Annotated in this window: 25 protein-coding genes; 15 read left to right on the top strand and 10 right to left on the bottom strand. The window is 70.0% G+C overall.

Annotated features, from left to right (window positions below; genetic code table 11):
* Window positions 1-75: 75 nt before the first annotated feature.
* Window positions 76-1,437, top strand: coding sequence for an NCS2 family permease (locus ACWIGI_RS28050; RefSeq protein ID WP_454205483.1), 1,362 nt, complete (start codon window positions 76-78; stop codon window positions 1,435-1,437).
* A gap of 162 nt (window positions 1,438-1,599) precedes the next feature.
* Entirely contained in the window at window positions 1,600-2,136 is a 537-nt protein-coding gene (locus ACWIGI_RS28045; protein WP_454205482.1) for a DoxX family protein, read from the top strand.
* A gap of 143 nt (window positions 2,137-2,279) precedes the next feature.
* On the opposite strand, the gene ACWIGI_RS28040 is transcribed toward ACWIGI_RS28045, so the two are convergent.
* A complete protein-coding gene (locus tag ACWIGI_RS28040) occupies window positions 2,280-4,343 on the bottom strand; it encodes an ATP-dependent DNA helicase (protein WP_454205481.1) in 2,064 nt (687 codons plus the stop codon).
* Window positions 4,344-4,511: 168 nt separating this feature from the next.
* The gene (locus tag ACWIGI_RS28035; RefSeq protein WP_454205480.1) at window positions 4,512-5,081 is read right to left on the bottom strand and encodes an isochorismatase family protein; all 570 of its coding nucleotides are present in this window, start codon (window positions 5,079-5,081) and stop codon (window positions 4,512-4,514) included.
* Window positions 5,082-5,236: 155 nt separating this feature from the next.
* Between ACWIGI_RS28035 and ACWIGI_RS28030 the strand changes: the two genes are divergently transcribed.
* Window positions 5,237-5,401 (top strand): hypothetical protein, encoded by a 165-nt coding sequence (locus ACWIGI_RS28030; protein ID WP_454205479.1) that lies wholly within the window; start codon window positions 5,237-5,239, stop codon window positions 5,399-5,401.
* On the opposite strand, the gene ACWIGI_RS28025 is transcribed toward ACWIGI_RS28030, so the two are convergent.
* Window positions 5,376-6,686 (bottom strand): nicotinate phosphoribosyltransferase, encoded by a 1,311-nt coding sequence (locus ACWIGI_RS28025; RefSeq protein WP_454205478.1) that lies wholly within the window; start codon window positions 6,684-6,686, stop codon window positions 5,376-5,378. The genes ACWIGI_RS28030 and ACWIGI_RS28025 overlap by 26 nt on opposite strands.
* Window positions 6,687-6,822: 136 nt before the next feature.
* Here ACWIGI_RS28025 and clpS point away from each other — a divergent pair, with 136 nt between their 5' ends.
* The 10 genes from clpS to rdgB all read left to right on the top strand — a co-directional run bounded on the left by clpS (window position 6,823) and on the right by rdgB (window position 13,972).
* Window positions 6,823-7,209, top strand: coding sequence for an ATP-dependent Clp protease adapter ClpS (gene clpS, locus ACWIGI_RS28020; RefSeq protein ID WP_454205477.1), 387 nt, complete (start codon window positions 6,823-6,825; stop codon window positions 7,207-7,209).
* A gap of 22 nt (window positions 7,210-7,231) precedes the next feature.
* Entirely contained in the window at window positions 7,232-7,801 is a 570-nt protein-coding gene (gene aosR / locus ACWIGI_RS28015; protein ID WP_454205476.1) for an oxidative stress transcriptional regulator AosR, read from the top strand.
* Window positions 7,802-7,830: 29 nt separating this feature from the next.
* Window positions 7,831-8,895: a P1 family peptidase gene (locus tag ACWIGI_RS28010; protein WP_454205475.1), complete on the top strand. Its 1,065-nt coding sequence runs from the start codon at window positions 7,831-7,833 to the stop codon at window positions 8,893-8,895.
* A 151-nt stretch (window positions 8,896-9,046) separates the two neighbouring features.
* Complete coding sequence (locus ACWIGI_RS28005) at window positions 9,047-9,463, top strand: Mov34/MPN/PAD-1 family protein (protein ID WP_454205474.1); 417 nt, start codon at window positions 9,047-9,049, stop codon at window positions 9,461-9,463.
* A gap of 60 nt (window positions 9,464-9,523) precedes the next feature.
* Window positions 9,524-9,823 (top strand): MoaD/ThiS family protein, encoded by a 300-nt coding sequence (locus ACWIGI_RS28000; RefSeq protein WP_454205473.1) that lies wholly within the window; start codon window positions 9,524-9,526, stop codon window positions 9,821-9,823.
* Window positions 9,824-9,827: 4 nt separating this feature from the next.
* Entirely contained in the window at window positions 9,828-10,790 is a 963-nt protein-coding gene (locus tag ACWIGI_RS27995) for a PLP-dependent cysteine synthase family protein (RefSeq protein WP_454205472.1), read from the top strand.
* A gap of 100 nt (window positions 10,791-10,890) precedes the next feature.
* Complete coding sequence (locus tag ACWIGI_RS27990) at window positions 10,891-11,592, top strand: rhomboid family intramembrane serine protease (RefSeq protein ID WP_454205501.1); 702 nt, start codon at window positions 10,891-10,893, stop codon at window positions 11,590-11,592.
* 74 nt (window positions 11,593-11,666) lie between these two features.
* Window positions 11,667-12,431, top strand: coding sequence for a cyclic nucleotide-degrading phosphodiesterase (locus ACWIGI_RS27985; RefSeq protein WP_454205471.1), 765 nt, complete (start codon window positions 11,667-11,669; stop codon window positions 12,429-12,431).
* Window positions 12,432-12,587: 156 nt separating this feature from the next.
* Window positions 12,588-13,364 (top strand): ribonuclease PH, encoded by a 777-nt coding sequence (gene rph, locus ACWIGI_RS27980; RefSeq protein ID WP_454205470.1) that lies wholly within the window; start codon window positions 12,588-12,590, stop codon window positions 13,362-13,364.
* A complete protein-coding gene (rdgB, locus tag ACWIGI_RS27975) occupies window positions 13,364-13,972 on the top strand; it encodes an RdgB/HAM1 family non-canonical purine NTP pyrophosphatase (protein ID WP_454205469.1) in 609 nt (202 codons plus the stop codon). Before rph ends, rdgB begins: the two co-directional genes overlap by 1 nt.
* 103 nt (window positions 13,973-14,075) lie before the next feature.
* On the opposite strand, the gene ACWIGI_RS27970 is transcribed toward rdgB, so the two are convergent.
* From ACWIGI_RS27970 to ACWIGI_RS27955, 4 genes are all read right to left on the bottom strand, one after another.
* On the bottom strand, window positions 14,076-14,450 hold the full coding sequence (locus ACWIGI_RS27970; RefSeq protein WP_454205500.1) for a DUF3817 domain-containing protein: 375 nt from the start codon (window positions 14,448-14,450) through the stop codon (window positions 14,076-14,078).
* Window positions 14,451-14,470: 20 nt separating this feature from the next.
* Entirely contained in the window at window positions 14,471-14,944 is a 474-nt protein-coding gene (locus tag ACWIGI_RS27965) for a transcriptional regulator (RefSeq protein WP_454205468.1), read from the bottom strand.
* A gap of 51 nt (window positions 14,945-14,995) precedes the next feature.
* Window positions 14,996-15,871, bottom strand: coding sequence for an oxidoreductase (locus ACWIGI_RS27960; RefSeq protein ID WP_454205467.1), 876 nt, complete (start codon window positions 15,869-15,871; stop codon window positions 14,996-14,998).
* A 111-nt stretch (window positions 15,872-15,982) separates the two neighbouring features.
* Window positions 15,983-16,966: a sigma-70 family RNA polymerase sigma factor gene (locus ACWIGI_RS27955; RefSeq protein ID WP_454205466.1), complete on the bottom strand. Its 984-nt coding sequence runs from the start codon at window positions 16,964-16,966 to the stop codon at window positions 15,983-15,985.
* A 108-nt stretch (window positions 16,967-17,074) separates the two neighbouring features.
* Here ACWIGI_RS27955 and ACWIGI_RS27950 point away from each other — a divergent pair, with 108 nt between their 5' ends.
* Window positions 17,075-17,737 carry a TetR/AcrR family transcriptional regulator gene (locus ACWIGI_RS27950; RefSeq protein WP_454205465.1) on the top strand — a complete coding sequence of 221 codons (663 nt, stop codon included), beginning with the start codon at window positions 17,075-17,077 and terminating at the stop codon, window positions 17,735-17,737.
* A 127-nt stretch (window positions 17,738-17,864) separates the two neighbouring features.
* Window positions 17,865-19,904 carry a DHA2 family efflux MFS transporter permease subunit gene (locus tag ACWIGI_RS27945; protein ID WP_454205464.1) on the top strand — a complete coding sequence of 680 codons (2,040 nt, stop codon included), beginning with the start codon at window positions 17,865-17,867 and terminating at the stop codon, window positions 19,902-19,904.
* A 102-nt stretch (window positions 19,905-20,006) separates the two neighbouring features.
* On the opposite strand, the gene ACWIGI_RS27940 is transcribed toward ACWIGI_RS27945, so the two are convergent.
* The 3 genes from ACWIGI_RS27940 to ACWIGI_RS27930 all read right to left on the bottom strand — a co-directional run bounded on the left by ACWIGI_RS27940 (window position 20,007) and on the right by ACWIGI_RS27930 (window position 22,975).
* Window positions 20,007-21,224: an FAD-dependent oxidoreductase gene (locus tag ACWIGI_RS27940; protein WP_454205463.1), complete on the bottom strand. Its 1,218-nt coding sequence runs from the start codon at window positions 21,222-21,224 to the stop codon at window positions 20,007-20,009.
* 177 nt (window positions 21,225-21,401) lie between these two features.
* Window positions 21,402-22,073 carry a PadR family transcriptional regulator gene (locus ACWIGI_RS27935; protein ID WP_454205462.1) on the bottom strand — a complete coding sequence of 224 codons (672 nt, stop codon included), beginning with the start codon at window positions 22,071-22,073 and terminating at the stop codon, window positions 21,402-21,404.
* Window positions 22,074-22,180: 107 nt separating this feature from the next.
* On the bottom strand, window positions 22,181-22,975 hold the full coding sequence (locus ACWIGI_RS27930) for a helix-turn-helix domain-containing protein (protein ID WP_454205461.1): 795 nt from the start codon (window positions 22,973-22,975) through the stop codon (window positions 22,181-22,183).
* Window positions 22,976-22,978: the final 3 nt, after the last annotated feature.

Genomic DNA, 22,978 nt, shown 5'->3' with positions numbered 1-22,978 from the left:
GTGCCCAGGGCACCTGCTGTACCTGCCGGCGCCGCTCCCGTTCCCCGTTACCCGCCGACTGGAGACACCACACCCATGAGCACCGGCGTCCTCACGCGCACCAAGGGGCGCGTCGACGAGTACTTCGGCGTCACCGCGCACGGTTCCACCATCCGGCGTGAGCTGATGGCCGGAACGATCACCTTCCTCGCGATGTCCTACGTGCTCGCGGTCAACCCGGCCATCCTGGGCGACGAGGGTCCGCTGGGCGACAAGGGCATGCCCATGCAGGCGGTGTTCACCGCCACCGCGGTCGCCGCGGTCGTCGGCACGCTGGTGATGGGGATCTGGGCCAAGTACCCGGTGGCCCTCGCGCCCGGTATGGGCCTGAACGCCTTCTTCGCCTACACCGTCGTGCTCACCATGGGCATCCCGTGGCAGGAGGCCCTCTCGGGCACGTTGCTCTCGGGCGTCATCTTCTTCATCCTGGCCATCACCAAGGTGCGCGAGAAGATCATCGACGCGATCCCGCTGCAGATGAAGCTCGCGGTCGGCGCGGGCATCGGCATGTTCGTGGCCTTCCTGGGCCTCAAGAACGCCGGCATCGTGGTCGCCAGCGAGGCGACCTTCGTGCACCTGGGCGACTTCCACAAGGGCACCACGCTGCTCGCGCTGTTCGGCCTGCTGGTGACGGTGATCTTCCTGGTGCTGGGCTGGCACGGCGCGGTGCTGTACGGGATCCTGTCGACCACCGTGGTCGGCGTCGTCAGCGGCCTGGTGGAACTGCCGGGTTCGGTCGCGGCGCTGCCGCACGGCCTCGATCAGACCTTCGGCCAGGCGATCATTCATCTGCCCGACGCCTTCACCGGGCAGATGATCATCGTGGTGCTGACCATGCTCTTCGTCGACTTCTTCGACGCCTCGGGCACCCTGATCGGCGTGGCCAATCAGGCCGGGCTGCTCACGAAGGACGGCAAGCTCGAGCGCGCCGGGCAGGCGCTGGCCGCCGACTCGGTCGGCACGACCGCGGGCGCGATCATCGGCACCTCGACGACCACCGCGTACGTCGAGTCCACCGCGGGGGTGAGCGCGGGCGGCCGCACCGGCCTGACCGCGGTCTCCACCGCCGGCTGGTTCCTGGCGGCCATGTTCTTCTTCCCGCTGTTCGCCGTCGTCGCGGGCGTGCCGGCGGTGACCGCGCCCGCGCTGATCGTGGTGGGCGTGCTCATGTCCCGCGCGCTCGGCGATATCGACTGGAGCCGTTTGGAATACGCGGTTCCGGCGTTCATCACCGTGATCATGATGCCGCTGACCTACTCCATCGCGAACGGCATCGCGATGGGCCTGCTGTTCTACCCGGTGGTCATGATCGCCAAACGCCGTGCGCGCGAGGTGCATCCGGTCATGTGGGTGCTCGCGCTGGTCTTCCTGTCGTACTTTTGGTTCCTCGCCGAGTAACGCGGGTCACATCTTCTCTGTCGTGAGGCCCGGAATACCGTGCGGCACGGCCCGGTTGGTTGGAACTGTCGGCAGCGATGCGGACCGCAGTCCGGTTCTCTGGATCGGAGCGGTGCGCGACGTTGCTTCCACAGCACCGGACCGACGAGGAATGAGAGAGCCATGACCACCACCGAAAAGGCCACCGCCACTCCCGAATCCGGCACCGCCGCCGCGAACGCCACCGCCTCCGATGTCGGCCTGCTGGTCCTGCGGGCCGGTTTCGGCGGGCTGCTGGCGGTGCACGGCGCGCAGAAGCTCTTCGGCTGGTTCAACGGGTACGGCCTGACCGCGACCCAGGAATCGTTCGACGCCATGGGCTACAACCCCGGCGCGCTCTTCGGCACGCTCGCCGGTGTGACCGAACTCGTCGGCGGCCTGCTCCTGCTGCTCGGCCTGGCGACCCCGCTGGCCGCGGCGATCGCGCTGGGCACCATGGTCAACGCGCTGCACGCCACCTGGGGTGACGGGCTGGCGGTCTACGAGATGGCGCTGCTGTTCACGATCGCGATCACCACGCTGGCCTTCACCGGTCCGGGCCGGTACTCCCTCGACGCCGGCCGCCCGTGGCAGCGGCAGGGGCTGGTGTGGGGTCTGGGCGCGGTGGTCCTGGCGCTCGCGGCCGGGGTCGGCACGCTGATTCTCAAGTGGGCGTTGTAATTCGAAGTTTCGGGTCCCCGCGCCGCGTGCAGGGCTTGGCGCGGGGACTACGGACACAGCCGATGTGGGAATTGGGGGTCCACCGGCGTATCGAGAGCCAATTTACTTTCGAACGGAAGTATGGACCAACCTTGTGAGCGTTCTCACACGGGAGTCTTGCTCGGCGCGCCGCTTTTCGTGAGACGCTCCAAGGCTTTTCGTACGACCGCGGGATCCGATGTCTCCCAATAGGGCGGCAGCGACGCCCGCAGATATCCGCCGTAGCGCGCGGTCGCGAGTCGCGAATCCAGAATAGCGATGACGCCGCGATCGTCCACGCTGCGCAGGAGCCTGCCGGTGCCCTGCGCCAGCAGCAGTGCCGCGTGATTGGCCGCGACCGAGAGAAATCCGTTGCCGCCCCGCGATTCCACCGCGCGCTGACGCGCCACCAGCAGCGGATCATCCGGGCGGGGGAACGGAATGCGGTCCAGGATAACCAGACTCAGCGACGGCCCCGGGACATCGACGCCCTGCCACAGCGACAGGGTGCCGAACAGCGAGGTTTCCGGGTCGTCGGCGAACTTGCGCACCAGGGCCCCGGTGGCATCGTCGCCCTGGCACAGGATCGGGGTGTCCAGCCGTTCGCGCAGGGCCTCGGTGGCGGCCTTCGCCGCGCGCATGGACGAGAACAGGCCCAGGGTGCGGCCGTTGGCGGCCACGATGAGCTGCTCGATCTCCTCCAGGTAGGACGGCGGCAGGCCGTCCCGCCCGGGCGCGGGCAAATGCTTTGCCACGTACAGGATTCCGGACTTGGCGTGGTCGAAGGGCGATCCGACGTCGCAGGAGTTCCAGCGCAGTTTGTCCGCGTCCGAGGGTGCTTCGATGCCGCTGGCGAGTGCCGGATCCACCTTGCTCGCGTTCTCCGGCGGTAGCCCCCAGGTGACCGCGAGATTGTCGAACGAGCCGCCGACCTGCAACGTCGCCGAGGTCAGTACGACCGTGGACGCGCCGAACAGCCGGCTGCGCAGCAGCCCGCCCACCGACAGCGGCGCCATGTGCAGGGTGCGCCGGGCGACCCCGCGCACGTCGTCGGCCGCGAGCCAGATGACGTCGCGATGGGCCGCCGGGTCGGCCTCCTCGAAGGTGGTGAGCACGCGCACCGCGGCGTCGTGCACCTCTTCCACGGCCGAGAGCGCCTGATTGCGGGCCGCGGCCGACTCCGGATCGGCCTGCGGATTCGCCGAACCCGACGGCGCGAGCGCGGTGCGCGCGTTCCAGGCGGCGTCGCGGATCAGCGCCAGCACCGGGGCCGCGCCGTCGGGCATCCGGTCCCAGCGGCCGGGCGCGAGATCATCGAGCAGGGCGTGCCAGGCTTCCGCCGCGCCCTCGAGCCGATCGACCTCCTGCTCGTCGATGAGCTTGGTGCAGCGCTTGGCCGCGGCGCTGATGCCGCCGGTGGAGAGTTCGGCGGTGGCCACGCCGGTGACCCTGTCCACCAGTTCGTGCGCCTCGTCCACCACGACCACGTCGTGTTCGGGCAGCACCTGGATCCCGCTGATGGCGTCGATGGCCAGCAGCGCGTGATTGGTGACCACCACGTCGGCGGCCCCGGATTCCGCGCGCGCCTTCTCCGCGAAGCAGTCCTGCCCGAACGCGCAGCGCGACTTGCCCAGGCATTCACGCGAACTCACGCTCACCTGCCGCCAGGCGCGGTCGCTGACGCCGGGCGCGAGTTCGTCGCGATCGCCGGTCTCGGTGTCGGAGACCCATTCGTTGAGGCGCTGCACCTCGCGTCCGAGCCGGGAGATGGCGAAGGCGTCGAACAGTTCCGCCTCGGCGGGTTCGTCCGGAATCGCGCTATTGATCTTGTTCAGGCACAGATAGTTGTTGCGGCCCTTGAGAATCGCGAACTGCGCCACCCGCCCCAGCGGTTCGGCCAGCGCCGCGGTCAAGCGCGGCAGGTCCCGGTCGACGAGCTGGCGCTGCAGCGCGATGGTCGCCGTCGACACCACCACGGTGCGCCCGGTGCGCACCGCGTGCCGCAGGCTCGGTACGAGGTACGCCAGCGACTTACCGGTGCCGGTCCCGGCCTGCACGGCCAGGTGCTCCCCGGTGTCGATGGAATGCGCGACCGCGGCCGCCATCGTCTGCTGACCCTTGCGTTCCTTACCGCCGAGTGCCTGCACCGCGGTGGACAGGAGCTTGGGAACGGGAGGGAGTTCGGGCACGGCGGCCAGCCTAACGGCCGGTGCCGACAAGGTCCCGCGAACCTGGGTCCGGACCGCACCGGCGCTGCGCGGCCGACCGCGAATCCACCGCGTGACCGGGTGCGAGCGCATCTCGTGACGGGTCGTGAACCTACGCGTGAAAGGCGGCGAACGCACGCGCGCAGGTGGTCAGCGCTCCAAGGCGCCGGCCAACTCCACGCCCGCGGCGCGCAGGGCGTCCAGGGCGGTGGGCACGGTGGCGGGCGTGACCGCGGCGGTCAGGCCCAGCAGCACGCGGGTGCCGAAGCCCGCGGCGCGGGCATCGAGGGCGGTGGCGCGCACGCAATGGTCGGTGGCGATGCCGCAGATGTCGACGGTGTCGATGTCGCGGGCGCGCAGCCAGTCCGCCAGGGTGGTGGAGCCGTCGGAGGCGGTGCCCTCGAAACCCGAATACGCCGCCGTATAAGCGCCTTTGGAGAAGATCTCGGCGACGGGCGCGGTATCGAGGCTCGGATGGAAGTCCGCCCCGGGGGTGCCGACCCGGCAGTGCGGGGGCCAGCTGTCCACGTAGTCGGGGTGCTCTGAGAAGTGCGCGCCCGGATCGATGTGGAAGTCGCGGGTGGCGACGATCGCGGCGTAGTCCGACACGCCCAGGTACTCGGTGATCCGCTCGGCCACCGCGGCGCCGCCGGCGACGGCGAGCGAGCCGCCCTCGCAGAAGTCGTTCTGTACGTCGACGACGATCAGGGCTCGGCTCATGGGTCGACCTCCGGGGATCGCGGATGAACTGCGGCGGTTCCGCCCGCGTAGAGCATTGTGCCGCCCGGGCGCGTCACCCGTCCATCCGCCCGGGCGGCGGTGCCGCGCACCCGGACGGGACGAACGCCGAGAACCGGGAGAACACCGTGAATCGCATGGTCATGTTGGTGCTGTTCCTCATCGCCATGGGGATCCTCATCGAGATCGCCGACAACGACACCGTCGCCCTGTACGGCCGCGGGCTGATCCTGGGCGTGCTGGCCGTCGCGGGCGTGGCGTGGCTGCGTCGCCGGATCAGCTCAGGAAGGTCGTCGGGATAGCCGGATCGCCCGCGGAGAGTTTGAGCCCCTCCCACGGCAGGCTGACCAGGCCGCGCGCGACCAGGTCGCGGCTCTCGGTCAGCGTCGGCTGCCCGGGCACGACCGCGCCGGCGCGCACCAGCGGCGTCTGCAACTCGCGCACCTCGTACCCGTTGGCCGCGGGCAGCTGCGCGGTCTCGGGGTAGACGATCTCCTCGATCAGGGTGCCGGTGCGCCGCACCAGTCGCACCGCCTTCTTGCCGCCGCCGCGAGACTCCTTGTGCGAGCTGCGTTTCGCGACCGGGACCCCCTCGACCTCGACCAGCTTGTAGACCATCCCCGCGGTGGGCGCGCCCGATCCGGTCACCAGCGCGGTGCCCACCCCGTACACGTCGACCGGTTCGGCCCGCAGCGCGGCGATGGCGTATTCGTCGAGATCGCCGGACACCACGATGCGGGTGCGGGTGGCGCCGAGCCCGTCGAGCTGCTCGCGCACCTGCCGTGCCAGCACGCCCAGATCGCCGGAATCGATACGCACGCCGCCCAATTCGGGCCCGGCGACCTCGACGGCGGTGGCGACGCCCTGCGCGATGTCGAAGGTGTCGACCAGCAGCGTGGTGCCGACCCCGAGCGCCTCGATCTGGCTGCGGAAGGCCGCGGCCTCGTGCTGTCCGTCGGCGGCGCTGTGCAGCAGGGTGAAGGCGTGCGCGCTGGTGCCCGCGCCCGGCACCCCGAAGCTGCGCACCGCCTCCAGGTTCGAGGTGGCGTCGAGCCCGGCCAGGTACGCGGCGCGGGCGGCCGCGGGCGCGGCGAGCTCGTGCGTTCGGCGCGAACCCATTTCGATCATCCGCCGGCCGCCGGCCGCGCTCACCATGCGCGCCGCGGCCGAGGCGATGGCGCTGTCGTGGTTGTAGATCGACAGCGCCAGCGTCTCCAGCAGTACGCATTCGGCGAAGGTGCCGCGCACGGTGAGCACCGGCGAGCCCGGAAAGTACAGCTCGCCTTCGCGATACCCGTCGATGTCGCCTGTGAACCGGTAGTCGCGCAGCCACGCCACGGTCGGTTCGTCCAGGAACTTCGCCACCACCGCCAATTCCGGTTCGCCGAACCGGAATTCGCTCAGGGCCGCCAGCAGCCGGCCGGTTCCCGCGACGACGCCGTAGCGCCGCCCGTGCGGCAACCGGCGCGCGAACAGCTCGAAGGTGCACCGCCGCTGCGCGGATCCGTCCCGCAGGGCCGCGGCGAGCATGGTCAGCTCGTACTGGTCGGTCAGCAACGCCGTGCTGTTGACTCCGTCAGCGATCATGGGCTCCATACTGCCCTGAATCGCCGCCCGCAGGACTTTGCCGAATTCTCGATCTTCGAACGCGTCGGCCCGGCGTGTTGCCTGGGGTGTTGTTTCTGCTTTGTCGAGTCGTACCCTGGACGTTATGGGTCTGTGCATGGAAGACGCCGTCCGGGTCGCTGCCGGTCCGGCAGGGGTGATCGGGGTTTCTTCGGCGGCACAGGTGGCGACCGGGTCCGCCGCGATCGTCGCCTCCGCGCCCCAGGCGACGCCGGAGACGGTCGAACACACCGAGATTCTGGAGGCCGAGGACCGGCCGTGGGTCACCGTGGTCTGGGACGACCCGGTCAACCTCATGCACTACGTGACATACATCTTCCAGAAGCTGTTCGGCTACAGCAAAGGCAAGGCCACCGAACTGATGCTCGAGGTGCACAACGAGGGCAAGGCCGTGGTGTCCTCCGGCTCGCGCGACAAGGTGGAACACGACGTGCAACGCCTGCACGCGGCCGGACTCTGGGCCACCATGCAACGGGACCAGTGATCGGGACGGCTACGGTTGAACCGTGCGGAAGTGGAGCAGGAAGAACTCCCTGGGCGGGCTGAAGCTGCGTTCGGAGATGGACGAGCACGAGGCCGAGGTCTTGCGCTCGCTCATCGGAGCCGTCAGCGGACTGCTCACCGAGCGGGCGCGTTCGGCCCCCGAGGACGAACTGGCCGCCCTGACCGGGCTGCAGACGGGCAACACCGTCCCGCCGGATGATCCCAGGCTGCACCGGCTGCTGCCGGACTTCCATCGCAGCGAACCCGGATCACCCGACGCCGAGCGCGCCGGACTCAACGGCGCCCTGCGCGGCCTGCACGAACCCGACATCATCGAGACCAAGGTGGCCGCGGGATCGGTCGTGCTCGAGACGCTCCCGCCCCAGGGCGGCAAGATCGTGCTCACCCCCGAACAGGCCGACGCCTGGCTGACCGCGCTCAACGACACCCGGCTGGCGCTGGGCACCGCGCTCGAGATCGGCCCCGACACGCCCGACCATCTCGACGAGGACGATCCGCGCGCGCCGAGCCTGGAGATCTACCACTGGCTGACCTGGATGCAGGATTCGCTGCTGCAGGCGCTCGCACCCTGACCCAGAACCGGCCACCGGAGGTGCAATCCGTGAACACCGTTGCGGGACCGCGTAATTCGATCACCGACGTGGTGGGTGTACTGGTCGGGCACCAGCACTCGATCGACCCGGACGCCACCCTCGGCTCCGGCGCCGCCACCGGCTGCACCGTGCTGCGCGTGCCCGGCGGCGCGACCGCCTCGGTGGACGTGCGCGGTGGCGGTCCCGGCACCCGCGAAACCGACCTGCTCGATCCGGGCAACACCGTCCGGCGGTTGAACGCGGTGCTGCTCACCGGCGGCAGCGCGTACGGCCTGGCCGCCGCCGACGGCGTCATGCGCTGGCTCGAGGAACACGGCGAGGGCATCCCCATGGATCCCGCCGACCCCACGCGCGTGGTGCCCATCGTCCCCGGCGCGGTCATCTTCGATCTGCCGGTGGGCGCCTGGCACATTCGGCCCACCGCCGACTTCGGCTTCCTGGCCGCCGAGGCCGCTGCGGTCGAGTTCGCGCGCGGTTCGGTGGGCGCCGGGGCGGGCGCCCGCGCGGGGTCGATCAAGGGCGGGGTCGGCACCGCCAGCGTGTACTTCACCGAGGGCCCGGCCGCGGGCATCACCGTGGGCGCGCTCATCGTCGCCAATCCGGTCGGCTCGGTGTTCGATCCGCGCACCGGGCTGCCCTGGGGCGCGGGCACCGACGGCGCGGCGCACTTCGGGCTGCGCCCGGCCGCCGCCGACGCGCTGACCGCGGCCAACGCGCTCCCGGTCAAGGGGACGGTCCTGAACACCACCATCGGCGTCGTCGCCACCGACGCCGCGCTCGATCCGGCCGGCTGCCGCCGCCTGGCCGCAACCGCGCACGACGGGCTCGCCCGCGCCATCCGCCCCGCGCACTCGCCCCTGGACGGCGACACCCTGTTCGCCCTCGCCACCGGTACCGCGTCCCCGTCCGCCCCGGCCTTCCCGCTGCCGCCCGCGTTCCCGGCCGACCTGCTCATGCTCGACGAATTGTGCACGGCCGCAGCGGTATGCGTGGAACGCGCGATCGTGGACGCCATCCTCTCGGCCACGACCGTCGCCGGAATCCCGTCCTACGCGGACCTGTTCGGCGGCTGACCCGGTCCCGGCCGGCCGCCGCCCGATACGCCGGCCCCGCGCGCGGGGGTGTCATCGGGCACGCCGGGAATAGGTTGCCTAGGCTGACAGGTTGACCGCCTTCGAGCGGTGAGCCCATCGCACAGGCACGAACCGGCGGGAGGATTCGACGGTGCTGGTGATCAGAGCCGACCTCGTGGACGCGATGGTCGCGCACGCGCGCGCCGACCACCCCGACGAGGCGTGCGGCGTGATCGCCGGGCCGGAGGGCTCGGACCGCGCCGAACGCTTCATCCCCATGGTCAACGCCGAGCGCTCGCCGACCTTCTACCGCTTCGACTCCGGTGAACAGCTGCGCGTGTGGCGCGCGATGGACGACGCCGACGAGGAGCCCGTGGTCGTCTACCACTCGCACACCGCGACCGAGGCGTACCCGAGCCGGACCGACATCTCCTACGCGTCCGAGCCCAACGCGCACTACGTGCTGATCTCCACCCGCGATCCCGAGGTGCACGAACTGCGCAGCTACCGCATCGTGGACGGGGTGGTCACCGAGGAACCGGTGCACCTGATCCTGCCCCCGGACTGAGCCGCGGGCCCGGAAGAACCCCACCCCACCACACTCTCCCGCGACGAAGGAGCCCAACCCATGTCGGTCACCGTGTCCATCCCGACCATCATGCGCACCCTCACCGGGGGCGAGAAGCGAGTCCAGGCGCAGGGCGCGACCCTGGCCGCGCTCATCGACGATCTCGAGGCCAACCACACCGGTCTCAAGGAGCGCCTGCTCAAGGACGGCAAGCTCAACCGCTACGTGAACATCTACGTCGACGACGAGGACGTGCGCTTCGCGGGCGGGCTGGACGCCGAGATCACCGACGGCGGCACCGTCACCATCCTGCCCGCCGTCGCCGGGGGCGCGCCGGACACCGCGACCGGCGGCCGGTAGTCCGGTGGCCCGCTACGAGTCGCTCATCGCGACCCTCGGCAACACGCCCCTGGTCGGGCTGCGGACCCTGTCCCCGCGCTGGGACGGCGACGACCATGTGCGCCTGTGGGCCAAACTCGAGGACCGCAATCCCACCGGATCCATCAAGGACCGGCCCGCCCTGCGCATGATCGAGCAGGCCGAACGCGACGGGCTGCTCACGCCCGGCTGCACCATTCTCGAGCCGACCAGCGGCAACACCGGGATCTCGCTGGCCATGGCGGCCAAGCTCAAGGGCTACCGGCTGGTGTGCGTCATGCCGGAGAACACCTCGGTCGAGCGCAGGCAGCTGCTCACCATGTACGGCGCGGAGATCATCGACTCACCGGCGGCGGGCGGCTCCAATCAGGCTGTGGCGCTGGCCAAACAGATCGCCGCCGAGCATCCGGACTGGGTCATGCTCTACCAGTACGGCAATCCGGCCAACGCGCTCGCGCACTACGAGACCACCGGCCCGGAGATCCTGGCCGATCTGCCCGAGATCACGCACTTCGTCGCGGGCCTCGGCACCACCGGCACGCTCATGGGCACCGGCCGCTTCCTGCGCGAGCACGTGCCCGGGATCGACATCGTCGCCGCCGAACCGCGCTACGGCGAACTGGTCTACGGGCTGCGCAACATCGACGAGGGCTTCATCCCCGAGCTCTACGACGAATCCGTGCTGACCTCCCGTTTCTCGGTCGGCCCGTACGACGCCGTGCGCCGCACCCGCGAACTGGTCCTGCAGGAGGGCATTTTCGCGGGCATCTCCACCGGCGCGATCCTGCACGCCGCGCTCGGGGTGGCGAACAAGGCCGTCAAGGCGGGTGCACGCGCCGACATCGCGTTCGTGGTGGCCGACGCCGGCTGGAAGTACCTGTCGACCGGCGCGTACGACGGCACACTCGACGAAGCCGAGGAGCGGCTGGACGGCCAGCTCTGGGCCTGACGCCCGCGCCCGGCGGGCCGTACCCGGGGCGTCACCCCTCGATAGCGCGTTGCCCGGCGTGCCCGGCGGTACGCTCGGGGCAGAGTGCGGCCTAGGAGGTCTGGCTATGAGTGGCGGCGTCGGAGCGTCTTTCGATCCGGATCGGATCGGGCGACTGCGGGGACAACTGACCGATCCGCGCTCGGCGACGGGCGGCGGCGGGGCACTGAAACTGTTGTGGCAGCGGGCCATTGCGATAATCCTGGCGTTCACCGCGCTGCTCTACGCCGTGGAAGGCGTCGATTCGGTAACCGGACATAAGCTGGATCTGGAAGCCGGGGTCGAGCCGCGGCGGGTCGGCGGCCTCGACGGGATCTTGTTCGGCCCTGTGCTGCATGCCAATTGGGAACACCTGATGGGTAACACGCTGCCCGTCCTGGTCCTCGGCCTGCTGACGTTGCTGACCGGGATCGCGCGCGGACTGGCCGCCACCGCGATCATCTGGGTGATCGGCGAAACCGGCACCTGGCTGACCGGCGCCACCGGGTCGGTGCATGTCGGGGCCTCGGTCCTGGTGTTCGGCTGGCTCACCTATCTGATCTCCCGGGGACTGTTCGCACGGAATGTGGCGCAGATCGCTATTGGCGTCCTCGTGGGGTTGCTGTATGGGTCGATTCTGTGGGGTGTGCTGCCGGGACAGGACGGAATCTCTTGGCAAGGACATCTTTTCGGGGCGGTGGGTGGTCTGGTTGCGGGGTGGGTACTCTCTGGGGATGAACGTCGTCATCGTCGAGGGGCTAACGCCGGCCGTCTCGCGTCGTAGGGGTGACGGTGGCACCGGTCGGCGATTTGGGGGATCCCTCCTTGAGTGAGACAGCAGCGTGGCAGCATGGGGGAATGCGCCTCACCGTGATCGGGTGCTCGGGCAGCGTGTCCGGCCCGGATTCCCCGGCTTCGGGATACCTGCTCACCGGCCCGGATATGACACCCACCGTCATCGATTTCGGCCCCGGCGTCCTGGGCGCGCTGCAGCGCTACCTCGACCCGGGCGAAGTGGATATCTTCCTCACCCACCTGCACGCCGACCACTGCCTGGATCTGCCGGGCCTGCTGGTCTGGCGCCGGTACCACCCGAATCCGCCCACGGGTAAGGCCATCGTCTACGGCCCCTCCGACACCTCCCTGCGGATCGGCAACGCCTCCGCCGAGATCGGCGGCCAGACCGACGACTGGTCCGACGTCATCGACATGCGCACCTGGGTCGCGAACGAACCGATCACCTTCGGCCCCGGGCATGTCATCGAGGCCCGCCGCATGTTCCATCCGCCGGAGTCCTACGGTCTGCGGATCAAGACCGCCGCGGGCAAGACCTTCGTCTACACCGGCGACACCGCCATCTGCGACGACGTCTTCGAACTCGCCCGCGGCGCCGACGTCCTGCTGGCCGAGGCCTCCTGGACCCACGACCCCGCGAATCGCCCCCCGGGCATTCACCTTTCGGGTCACGAGGCGGGGCTGGTCGCCGCCGAGGCCGGCGTCGGCGAACTCCTGCTCACCCACATCCCGCCGTGGACCTCCCGCGAGGACGTCATCGCCGAGGCCAAGGCGGTGTTCAAGGGTCCCGTGCACGCGGTGTCCCCGGGAGAGACCTTCGACATCTGATTTCGTGCGTGTCGGGGTAACTCCCGGGGTACGCCCACAACGGGCGACGCACTCGACCGCACTACGCGTGCGAAACTGCCAACGGCTCCCAGGCCGTGCGCTGAATATCCGGGGAGGCGGAACAGCTTGCGGTATCGGCCCGGCTAGGGTGAGGCTGTGTCGAAACGAGCCGATGGTAGGGCGGATGACGAACTCCGCGACGTGAAGATCACCCGGGGATTCACCACGCATCCGGCGGGTTCGGTGCTGGTGGAGTTCGGCGGGACCCGGGTCATGTGCACCGCGAGTGTCACCGAGGGCGTGCCCGGGTGGCGTCGCGATTCCGGAATGGGCTGGCTGACCGCGGAATACGCGATGTTGCCCGCTGCTACCCACACCCGTTCCGGGCGTGAGTCGGTGAAGGGCAGGGTGGGTGGCCGCACCCAGGAGATCTCCCGGCTCATCGGCCGGTCGCTGCGCGCGTGCATCGACCTGTCCACCATCGGTGAGAACACCATCGCCGTGGACTGCGACGTGCTGCAGGCCGACGGCGGCACCCGCACCGCCGCCATCACCGGCGCGTACGTGGCGCTCTCGGACGCCATCACCTACCTGGCCGCGGCCGGGCAGCTCACCGATCCGCAGCCGATCTCCTGCGCGATCGCCGCGGTGAGCGTCGGCGTGGTCGACGGCCGGGTGCGCCTGGACCTGCCGTACGAGGAGGATTCGCGCGCCGAGGTCGACATGAACGTGGTCGCCACCGACACCGGCACCCTGGTCGAGATCCAGGGCACCGGCGAGGGCGCCACCTTCCCGCGCTCCACCCTGGACCGGCTGCTGGATTCCGCGCTGGCCGGGTGTGAGCAGCTGTTCCAGGTGCAGAAGCAAGCCCTCGCGCTCCCGTATCCGGGGGTGCTGCCCGAGCCGTCCGAGACGGGGAAGAAGAAGTCCTGATGACGCGCCGCGTGCTGGTCGCCAGCCGTAATGCCAAGAAGCTCAACGAATTGCGCCGCATTCTCGACGACGCCGGGATCGCGGGCCTGGAGATCGTCGGTCTGAACGACGTCCCCGAATACGAGGAGGCGCCGGAAACCGGGGCGACCTTCGAGGAGAACTCCCTGGCCAAGGCCCGCGACGGGTTCGCGGCGACCGGATTGGCCTGTGTCGCGGACGATTCCGGTATCGCGGTGGACGCCCTGAACGGCATGCCCGGTGTGCTGTCGGCCCGCTGGTCCGGCACGCACGGCGACGACGCGGCCAACAACGCGCTGCTGCTCGCCCAGATCGGCGACGTCCCCGACGAGCGGCGGACCGCGCATTTCGTCTCCACCTGCGCCCTGGTCGCGGACGGCGTGGAAACGGTGGTGCGCGGCGAATGGCCCGGTGTCATCGCGCGAAAGCCGGTGGGCGACGGCGGGTTCGGCTACGACCCGCTCTTCGTGCCCGAGGGTGGCACGGTCTCCGCCGCCCAGCTCTCCCCGGCGGAGAAGGACGCGGTGTCCCATCGCGGGCGCGCGCTGAAGCAGTTGCTTCCCGCGCTGAAGGCTTTGGCCGGCAACTGAATTCGGCTCCCTGACATACAGACAGAGCGCTCCCGGCCGGATCGGCCGGGAGCGCTCTGTCGATGTACGGGGAAGCGGGCGGCCGCTCGCGCCGGACGGGCCGTCAGAGCCCGAAGGTCCGGCGGACTTCCAGGGTGCGCTTGTGCTCGAACCAGAACGACAGGAACGGGACGGTGCCGGCCAGGCAGGTCAGGGCCGTGGTGACCGGCTCCCAGCGCGCCTTGATGCCGAGGTCGACGGTGAAGACCAGGTAGATCATGTAGAACACGCCGTGCGCCTGGGCGATGTAGAAGAACCACTCCGGCGCGGTGTTCTTGTCCTCGAGCAGCAGGTACTTGTAGACCATCTCGCCGGACAGCACCAGCAGCCACAGACCGGTGATCCAGGCCAGGATCCGGTAGCGCAGCAGGGCGCCGCGGATCTTCTCGGTCGGGGCGGCGCCGGCCGGCCGGGCGGGGGTCGTAGCGTCCGTGTTCACGGCGGATTCGTCGCGGGTGGTCACCCGGCGCTCCTCTCGGTGTTGTTGCCCAGTCCCGCGTCCTGAATCCGCTGATCCATGTCGCCGGCGTGCAATTCGGCCAGGTACCTGTTGTATTCGGTGGTCTGCTCGTCGGCGTCGACGGCGGCCTTCGGCCGCTCGGGCAGCAGCCCGGCGGGGATCTCGCGCGGTGCGGCCGGCTTGACCCGCTGCGGGCGCGGTGCGCTGTCGGCGTCCGGCGCCGCGGCGGCGTCCGGCGCGGCCTCCCGGTCGACCTCGTCGCGCGCGGCCTTCTCCAGCCGGACGAAACGCACGTAGGCGAAGATGACGAACCCCGCGAACAGCGGCCACTGCAGCGCGTAGCCCAGATTCTGGCCGGTGCCGCTGCCGGATTCGTACCGCGTCCACTGCCAGTAGCCCAGCGCGAGGCAGGCCGCGAATGCCACGATCACGAAGACGACCAGGGCCGGGCGGCGGTGGGGAGCGGCGGACACCCCACCAAGGTACCTGGCTACTACGGCTCCCGTAGTAGGTGGGCTGTCCCGCTAGAACTTGTACGTGACGCCCGTGAGGCGTTCGGACTCCTCCCAGAGGCGGCGCCAGAGTTCGCGGTTCTGGGACAGCTTGCTGGAGGAGGCGGCCTCCACCGGGCCCTGGGCGCCGCGCAGGCGGTTGGGGCCCCAGTAGACCGTGGGATCGGCGTCGGGTTCCGTCGCCGCGAACAGCGAGGAGTGCGCGGCGCGGGCGGGGGAGTGGCCGATGATCCGCACGAACGGCTTGGAGATCTTGTCCAGCGGGGTTTCGGTGCGGGCGAACAGGTCGGTCGCCGAGACGCCGGGGTGAACGCCGTAGGAGCGCTTGGCGGATCCGGCCTCGCCCAGGCGGCGCTGGAGCTCGCGGGCGAACATGAGGTTCGACAGCTTGGACTGGGCGTAGGCCAGATTGCGCTGGTAGCGGCGGTTCTCGTAGTTGAGGTCGTCGATCCAGAGCTTGGGGGTCTGGCGGTGCGCGATGGAGGCCAGCGTGACCACCCGGTCGCGCATCCGGTCCAGCAGCAGCCCGGTCAGCGCGTAGTGGCCGAGATGATTGACGCCCCACTGGGTTTCGAAGCCGTCGGCGGTGCGCCGGAACGGGATGTTCATCAGACCGGCGTTGTTGATGAGCACGTCGAATTCGCCCGTGCCGGCGGCGAATTCGCGCACCGAGGCCAGGTCGGCGAGATCCAGCGCGGCGACCCGCACGTCACCCTCGATGCCGTCGGCCACCTCCTGGGCCTTGGCGGTATTGCGGCAGGCCATGATGACCGTCGCGCCCTTGCTCGCGAGGACCTTGGTGGTCTGCTCACCGATGCCGCCGTTGGCGCCGGTGATCACGAAGGTGCGTCCGGACTGATCCGAGATGTGGCTTGGCTTCCATGCCATGGCTGTTGACCTCACAGGTTCGGCGTTCGATGTGCACCGTCGCACTCGCTGCCCCGACCTTACTCCAGAGTAAGTTCGGGCGGTAGTCCGCCTACTCAGACAGCGGGCACATCAACCGAGCATGCCCTCGAGCGCCCGCGTGCGGGCCGGTTGGCGCAACTTCTGCATGGCCTTGGCCTCGATCTGGCGCACCCGCTCGCGGGACACGCCGAAGATCCGGCCGACCTCTTCCAGTGTCCGCGGCTCGGCGTCACCGTCGAGACCATAGCGCAGTGCGATCACCTGCGCCTCACGTTCGGGCAGCCCGGCCAGTACCCGGCGCAGTTGCCCGCCCAGCGCGCCGTCGGTGACCGCCACCGCGGGGTCCGGGCCCGGATCGGCGAGCAGTGAACCCAGGTCGGCGTTGTCGTCCTCGCCGATCGGGGTGTGCAGCGAAATCGGTTCGCGCGCATGGCCGAGCAGTTCGCGGACCTGGGTGACCGGCAGCTCCAGCTCGGCGGCCAGCTCCTCGGCGGTGACCGCGCGGCCCAGCCGCTGGGACAGTGCGCGCTCGGTGCGCAGGACCCGGTTCAGTACCTCGACCACGTGCGAGGGCAGGCGCACGGCCCGGCCGCGTTCGCCCAGCGCGCGGCCGATGGACTGTTTGATCCACCAGGTGGCGTAGGTCGAGAGCTTGAGCCCGCGCCGGTGCTCGAACTTGTCGATGGCGTGCATGAGCCCGAGCGTCCCCTCCTGCACCAGATCCAGCATGGACATGCCGGTGGCGGGCGGGTACCGCTTGGCGATCGAGACCACCAGGCGCAGGTTGGCGCGCACCATGTGGTCCTTCGCCTGCTGCCCGCCGGTGATCGCGCGCAACAGCTCCCGCCGCTCGGCCGCGCTGAATTCCATTCCCGCGCACTCGGCTTCGGCCAGGCGCTGCCGGGCGAGCACCCCGGCCTCGATGCGCTCGCCCAGGGCGTACTCGTCCGCGGCGGTGAGCAGCGGCGTGCCGCCGATCCGGCGCAGGTAGTCCCTGATCGAGTCCTCGCTGAGGGTCATGCGGCCGGTGTCCGGGCTGCCGGCGGTGGTGCGGGCGGCGGTGGTGACGGTCATGTGCGCTCCCTCGGTCTCGTCGCCGTCTCCGGCGACGAAGACAAAGATAGGTCGAACACAAAAATATGTCAACCATGAATTTATGACGAGATAAGTTATGCTCGATCCATGAGCCGACAGACCGCCGATCCCGCCGCTCGCCCGGACGGGTTGCGCGCCCGGAAGAAGCAGCAGACCAGGGAGAACATCTCCGCCACGGCCACCGCGCTCTTCCTCGAGCGCGGGTACGACGCCGTCACGATCGCGGACATCGCCGCCGCCGCCGACGTCGCCAAGATGACGGTCACCAACTACTTCCCCCGCAAGGAGGACCTGGTTCTGGATCTGGCCGAGGAGTACGTCGGCGGGCTCGCGGCCGTCGTTCGTGACCGGGAGCCGGGCGCGTCGGCGCTGCACGCGCTGCGGCGGGCGTACGAGACGGCGGCGCGCGACCGGAATCCCGTCGTCGGCTTCTCCGGGCCCGAATTCGCCCGTCTGCTGGTGAGCAGTCCCGCGTTGCTGGCCCGGTTACGGGAGTTCCACGAGGAGCGCGAGAATCGGCTCGCGGTCGTGCTGACCGACGAAACCGGCTCCGGCGCAGACGATTTCACCCCGCGCGCCGCGGCGGCGCTGCTCGGATCGGTGCATCGCGCGCTCTTCGAGGAGACCCTGCGCCGTTCGGTCGCGGGCGAATCGAACGATGTCATCGCCGCCGCGCTGCTGCGCTACATCGCGACCGCGTTCGACACCCTGGAACCGGCGCTGGGGCGGTACGCGGTGCGACTCGGCTGACCGGCTCGGGCGGATCCGTGTGCGGCGGCCGCGCGCGGGTTCGGGACCGCGCGCACGATGCAACCGATCGGTCTCGTTTGCCGTGTCGTTGCCCTATCGGGGCTGGTGAGCGCAACATACTGGGCCGATGACCGGTGCCAGCGCAGCCGCAACCCTCCCGTCACCACCTCAGCCGCTGAGCAAGGCCCGTATCGACATCATCTTCGGGACCGTGGTGCTGGGCATGCTCATGGCGGCGCTGGACTCCACCATCGTCGCCACCGCGTTGCCGACCATCGTCGCCGACCTCGGCGGGGCCGGGCACATGGCCTGGGTGGTGACCGCGTACCTGGTGGCCGAGGCTATCGCCACCGCGCTGGCCGGCAAGTTCGGCGACCTGTTCGGCCGCAAACTCGTCTTCCAGGCCAGCGGCGCCATCTTCATCATCGGCTCGATCATCGCGGGCATGTCCGGCGACATGACACTGCTCATCGTGGCCCGGGCCATCCAGGGTCTGGGCGCGGGCGGGCTCATGGTCACCTCGATGGCCCTGATCGCCGACGTGATCCCGCTGCGCGAGCGCGGCAAATACCAGGGCGGCCTCGGCGCGGTCTTCGGCATCACCACGGTCATCGGCCCGACGCTGGGCGGGCTGTTCACCGACCATCTGAGCTGGCGCTGGTGCTTCTACGTGAACGTGCCGCTGGCGATCATCATGATCCTGGTCGCGGCCCGCACGATCCCAGTGGTCAAGAACGCGGTCAAGCCGCTGGTCGACTACCTGGGCATCGCGCTCATCGCGGTCGCGGTCACCTGCCTCATCCTCGGATTGGAATGGGGCGGACAGGAATACGCGTGGGGCTCGCCGGTGATCCTGGGATTGTTCGCGGCCTCGGCCATCCTCACGGTGCTGTTCGTGCGGGTGGAACTGCGGGCCGCGGAACCCATGCTCCCCATGCATCTGTTCCGCAGCAACGTCTTCACCGTCTGCTCCATCCTGAGCTTCATCGTCGGCTTCGCCATGCTCGGCGCGATGACCTACCTGCCGGCGTTCCTGCAGTACGTCATGGGCGTCTCGGCCACCGTGTCGGGCGTGCGCACGCTGCCGCTGGTGGTCGGGTTGTTCTTCACCTCGATCCTGTCCGGCACGGTGGTCGGCAGGACCGGGCGCTACCGGTATTTCCCGATCGCCGGGACCGCCGTCATGGCCGTGGGCCTGTTCCTGATGTCGACCATGGACGCGAACACCTCGGTCTGGCTGCAGTCGCTGTACATGCTGATCCTCGGTCTGGGCATCGGCCTGGCCATGCAGGTGCTCACCATCGCGGTGCAGAACAGCGTGCCGTACGCCGATCTCGGCACCGCGACCTCGGGGGTGACCTTCTTCCGGACCATCGGCAGCGCCTTCGGCACCACCGTGTTCGGCACCCTGTACTCCAACCAGATCGGCCCGAATCTCGGTGCGGCGGTTGCCGAGTCGAAGGTGCCGCCGGAGGTCGCGCAGAATCCGGAGGCGCTGCGGCAGCTGCCGCGCGATCAGGCGCTGCCGATCATCGACGCCTACGCCACCTCCATCGACTACGTCTTCCGGTGGGTCGTGCCCGTCGCGGTGCTCGGCTTCCTGGTGGCCTGGCTGCTCAAGGAGGTGCCGCTGCGCGACAGCGCGCGCGGTGAGGCCGGGGACGTGGGCGAGGGCTTCGCGGTGCCCGACTCCGGCGACCGCGCGGTGCAGTTGGAGCGCGCGGTGGCGCAGGTGCTGCGCAAACTTCGCGACAACGCCGTCCCGGATCCGGGCATCCTGGCCGCCGCGGGCAGTTCGCTCAGCCGGGACGAGGCGTGGGCGCTGGGCCAGGTGCGGATCTATCAGAAGCTGCGCGGCGCGGCGACCGTCGGCGACATCGCCCGCACGCACTGGGTGCCCGCCGAACTCGTGGAGCCGGTGTACGCCAAGGCCGAACGCGAGGGTCTGCTGCGGCGGGACGGGAACGACCTCGAACTCACCGACCGCGGGCTGCGCGAGGTGGACCGGGTGCGCGCGGCCTGGAAGCGGTGGCTCGAAACCCAGTTGGAGGACTGGGATCTCACCGATCCGAAGGACCGCGCGCTGCTCGATCAGGCGCTGGAGAACATCGCCGGCAAGCTGCTCGACGAGGCGGACCGCCCGGACGCGCTGCCCGCCCGCCGCTGAGACAGCGGCTCGCGGAACGCCGGGCGGACAGCCCATCTCGGGCGTTCCGAGCGGCCGGGATGGTCCCCGGCCCGCTCGGAACGCATCGGATCGCCGGGGCGGCTAGACGCCGAGGCGCTCGGGCCGCACCGGGGCATCCCAGTCGATCCGGAAGCGCTGCTCGGCCCCGAACACCTTCTCCGGGTTCATCATCCGGAACATCACCGGCATCAGCGCGGACATCATCCGGCGCGCGACCGGACCGGCGGCCTTGGTGCTGTTGGTGCGCGCCACCCGGGCCGCGACCGCTTCCACCCGGGGCCGGCGCAGGGCCTCGTAGGCGGCGAAAGCCGCTGCCGGATCACCGATGTCGCGCAGGCAGCGCGCCAGCTCGATACCGCTCTCGATAGCCAGCGACGCACCCTGTCCGGAACTGTTGGACGGTGCGTGCACCGCGTCGCCGGTGAGGACCATCCGCCCGCGCCACCAGTTCGGCACCCGCGGCATGATGTACAGCCCGCCGACCACCTCGAGGTCCTCCGGCCGGGTCCGGCGTACCAGTTCCGCGCCCGGGTTGTCCTGGGCGTAGGTCTCGCGCAGGATCTCCAGCCACCGCTCGGCCGGGATCGCTCGCGCCTCGGTGAGCGAGAGCTTGCGCTCGTGCGGCAGGTTCGCGCCCCACATCACCCGCCCGTCCGGCATGGAGCCGTACAGGTAGTAGGCCCGCCGCCCGAAGGCGAAAGTCATACTCTCCGGCGGCAATTCGAGGTCGCAGGTGGTGTACGCGCCGAAGCCGAGCATGCGCAGGTAGGTCGGTCCGGGGGCCTGCGGGTCGACCAGCGTCCGCGTGGCCGAATGAATGCCGTCGGCGCCGATCAGCACGTCGGCGGTGGCGGTGGAGCCGTCGGCGAACCGCGCGGTGACGCCGTCGGCGCGCTCGTCCACCCCGATCAGCCGCCGCCCGTACTCGATCACGACGCCCTGGGCGACGGCGTGCTCGTGCAGGACCCGGTGCAGGTCCGGCCGGTCGACCAGGCGCAGCGGTTCCACCCCGTCGAGCCGGGGCAGGTCGACGTGTTTGGCGCCGATGGCGGCGGCCTGGGCGCTGAACGGCGCGGCCACGGCGCGAATCGCGTCGCCGACGCCGATGACGTCGAGGGCCGCCAGGCCGTTCGGCGCCAGCGCCAGGTTGGAGCCGATGCTGTGGGCGGGGCCGGGATAGGCCTCGTACACCCGGGTGTCGATGCCCGCGCGGTGCAGGGCGGCCGCGGTCACCGGACCGGAGATGCCGCCGCCGATGACCATGGCGGAGCGCACGCGGGCAGAGTTGATGAGGGACATGGGTTTTCTCCCTGGGTATCGAAGAAGATCGTTTACCCGAATCCCCGCGCGCGCGGCGAAGCCAGTTATCCTGTAGTTGCCAAACTCGGAGCCGAGTTCGCCTGCACGAACGAGGTTCGGGACTGTGCACATCCGGGTCTCGGCGGTCGTGTTGCAGCACGCTCGCCGGGGCCCGGTCTATCGAGAATTCGTATCCGGCGGCTGCGCCCCGGGCGTTCCTCCCTCCACCTCGATGACGACCTCGGCCGGGGTTGCCCCGGCTCGATGCCACTCGCGCCACGTCCCGATCTCCGGGAAGGTGCCATCGGCGAGGGCGTCGCGCGTCGTGCGCGCCCAGTGCGCCTCGGCCTCCAGCATGGCCAGTTCGTACTCGTCCTCGATGAGGAACAGGCGCGGCAAAGTGCCTTCCAGCGTGGACAATTGGGCGCGCTGCTCGGCGATCGTGCGCTCCAGCGCGGTGATTCGCGTTCCGAGCAACTCCACGACATCGTCCGGGGGCAGCGCCGCGAGCACCGACAGGCCCGCCATGAAGGGCCGCTGTTCGGGCATGGGGGTGGAGATGAGTTCCCGTGCCCAGTCGGCGAGTTCGGCGCGACCGGCGCCGGTGATGCGGTAGATGGTGCGCTCGGGGCGCGCGCCGTCGCGCTCGCTGCCCGCGATCTCCAGGAAGCCGTGCTTGGTGAGGTTGTCCACCACGGTGTAGAGCGAGCCCCATTTGACGCCCATGTCGCGGTCCTTGCCCCACGCCCGCAATCGGGCAGCGATCTCGTAGCGGTGCATGTCCCCGGTGGCGAGCACCGAGAGTACGGCCAGGGCCATGAGATTGCCGACCTTGCGTTTGCGGGCCATCCGCGCGCCTCCTTACTCGTCTACGAATATACGTCTACGAGTATTCGGGAGCAAGGGGTGGACCGACGGCCCGGCGGCATGTGCGCCGGGCTCGGGGGCGATGCTGCTCAATCCCGGGCGAACCGCGCCCGCAGCAGGTCGGCGGTGGGCCGGTCGGCGGGCAGGAACGCCTCCAGGTGCAACTCGGCCAGGGTGATGTCGGTCGCGGTGGCGAACGAGGTCAGGGTGGTGATCAGCCGCAGTTCGGCGTCGTCGTGCCGCAGCCGTAGCGGCACGGCGAATCCGAGATGGTTCGGGCCGGGATCGGCCGGCGGCAGATAGCCGGTCAGTTCGGCGATGAGCGCGTCCAGCTCCGGATCCGGACTGTGCGCGGCGCGATTGCGCAGGCTGTCGACGATGTGCCTGCCCCATTCGGGCAGATTCAGCACCCGGGGCGCGAGACCCGCCGGATGCAGGGCCAGGCGCAGGACGTTCACCGGCGCGGTCAGCAGGTCGGGCGCGCAGCCCGCGGTCAGCAGCTCGAACGCGGCATTGGCGGCCACCAGCACCCCGTACGGGCGGGTGACGACCGCCGGGTAGGGCAGGTGCCCGTGCAGGATGGTCTCGACGGCCTCCCGTATCGCGCCGAGTTCCGGTGCGTCCAAAGCGGATTCGGGGAAGGCCGGGGCATAGCCGGCGGCCAGCAACAGGGTGTTGCGCTCGCGCAGGGTCAGGCCGAGCGATTCCGCCAGGCGCACCACCATGGTCCGCCCCGGATGCGAGCGGCCCTGCTCCAGGAAGCTCAGGTACCGCTGACTGGTCTCGGCCCGGATCGCGAGGTCGAGCTGGCTGATCCGGCGCAGCGACCGCCACCGGCGTAGTTGCTGTGCGAAGGGGCTCGCCGCCACCGCCATGATCGTCATCCC

It is taken from the genome of Nocardia sp. NPDC055321 (assembly GCF_053645575.1).
This window is presented reverse-complemented; position numbering and strand designations above follow the sequence as displayed.

What these genes read in the sequence shown, in the direction of transcription:
- ACWIGI_RS28050 (WP_454205483.1), top strand. Translation starts at nt 76, where the DNA reads ATGAGCACCGGCGTCCTCACGCGCACCAAGGGGCGCGTCGACGAGTAC.
- ACWIGI_RS28045 (WP_454205482.1), top strand. Translation starts at nt 1,600, where the DNA reads ATGACCACCACCGAAAAGGCCACCGCCACTCCCGAATCCGGCACCGCC.
- ACWIGI_RS28035 (WP_454205480.1), bottom strand. Translation starts at nt 5,081, where the DNA reads ATGAGCCGAGCCCTGATCGTCGTCGACGTACAGAACGACTTCTGCGAG.
- ACWIGI_RS28030 (WP_454205479.1), top strand. Translation starts at nt 5,237, where the DNA reads ATGGTCATGTTGGTGCTGTTCCTCATCGCCATGGGGATCCTCATCGAG.
- ACWIGI_RS28025 (WP_454205478.1), bottom strand. Translation starts at nt 6,686, where the DNA reads ATGATCGCTGACGGAGTCAACAGCACGGCGTTGCTGACCGACCAGTAC.
- clpS (WP_454205477.1), top strand. Translation starts at nt 6,823, where the DNA reads ATGGAAGACGCCGTCCGGGTCGCTGCCGGTCCGGCAGGGGTGATCGGG.
- ACWIGI_RS28000 (WP_454205473.1), top strand. Translation starts at nt 9,524, where the DNA reads ATGTCGGTCACCGTGTCCATCCCGACCATCATGCGCACCCTCACCGGG.
- ACWIGI_RS27985 (WP_454205471.1), top strand. Translation starts at nt 11,667, where the DNA reads ATGCGCCTCACCGTGATCGGGTGCTCGGGCAGCGTGTCCGGCCCGGAT.
- rdgB (WP_454205469.1), top strand. Translation starts at nt 13,364, where the DNA reads ATGACGCGCCGCGTGCTGGTCGCCAGCCGTAATGCCAAGAAGCTCAAC.
- ACWIGI_RS27960 (WP_454205467.1), bottom strand. Translation starts at nt 15,871, where the DNA reads ATGGCATGGAAGCCAAGCCACATCTCGGATCAGTCCGGACGCACCTTC.
- ACWIGI_RS27955 (WP_454205466.1), bottom strand. Translation starts at nt 16,966, where the DNA reads ATGACCGTCACCACCGCCGCCCGCACCACCGCCGGCAGCCCGGACACC.
- ACWIGI_RS27950 (WP_454205465.1), top strand. Translation starts at nt 17,075, where the DNA reads ATGAGCCGACAGACCGCCGATCCCGCCGCTCGCCCGGACGGGTTGCGC.
- ACWIGI_RS27945 (WP_454205464.1), top strand. Translation starts at nt 17,865, where the DNA reads ATGACCGGTGCCAGCGCAGCCGCAACCCTCCCGTCACCACCTCAGCCG.
- ACWIGI_RS27940 (WP_454205463.1), bottom strand. Translation starts at nt 21,224, where the DNA reads ATGTCCCTCATCAACTCTGCCCGCGTGCGCTCCGCCATGGTCATCGGC.
- ACWIGI_RS27935 (WP_454205462.1), bottom strand. Translation starts at nt 22,073, where the DNA reads ATGGCCCGCAAACGCAAGGTCGGCAATCTCATGGCCCTGGCCGTACTC.
- ACWIGI_RS27930 (WP_454205461.1), bottom strand. Translation starts at nt 22,975, where the DNA reads ATGACGATCATGGCGGTGGCGGCGAGCCCCTTCGCACAGCAACTACGC.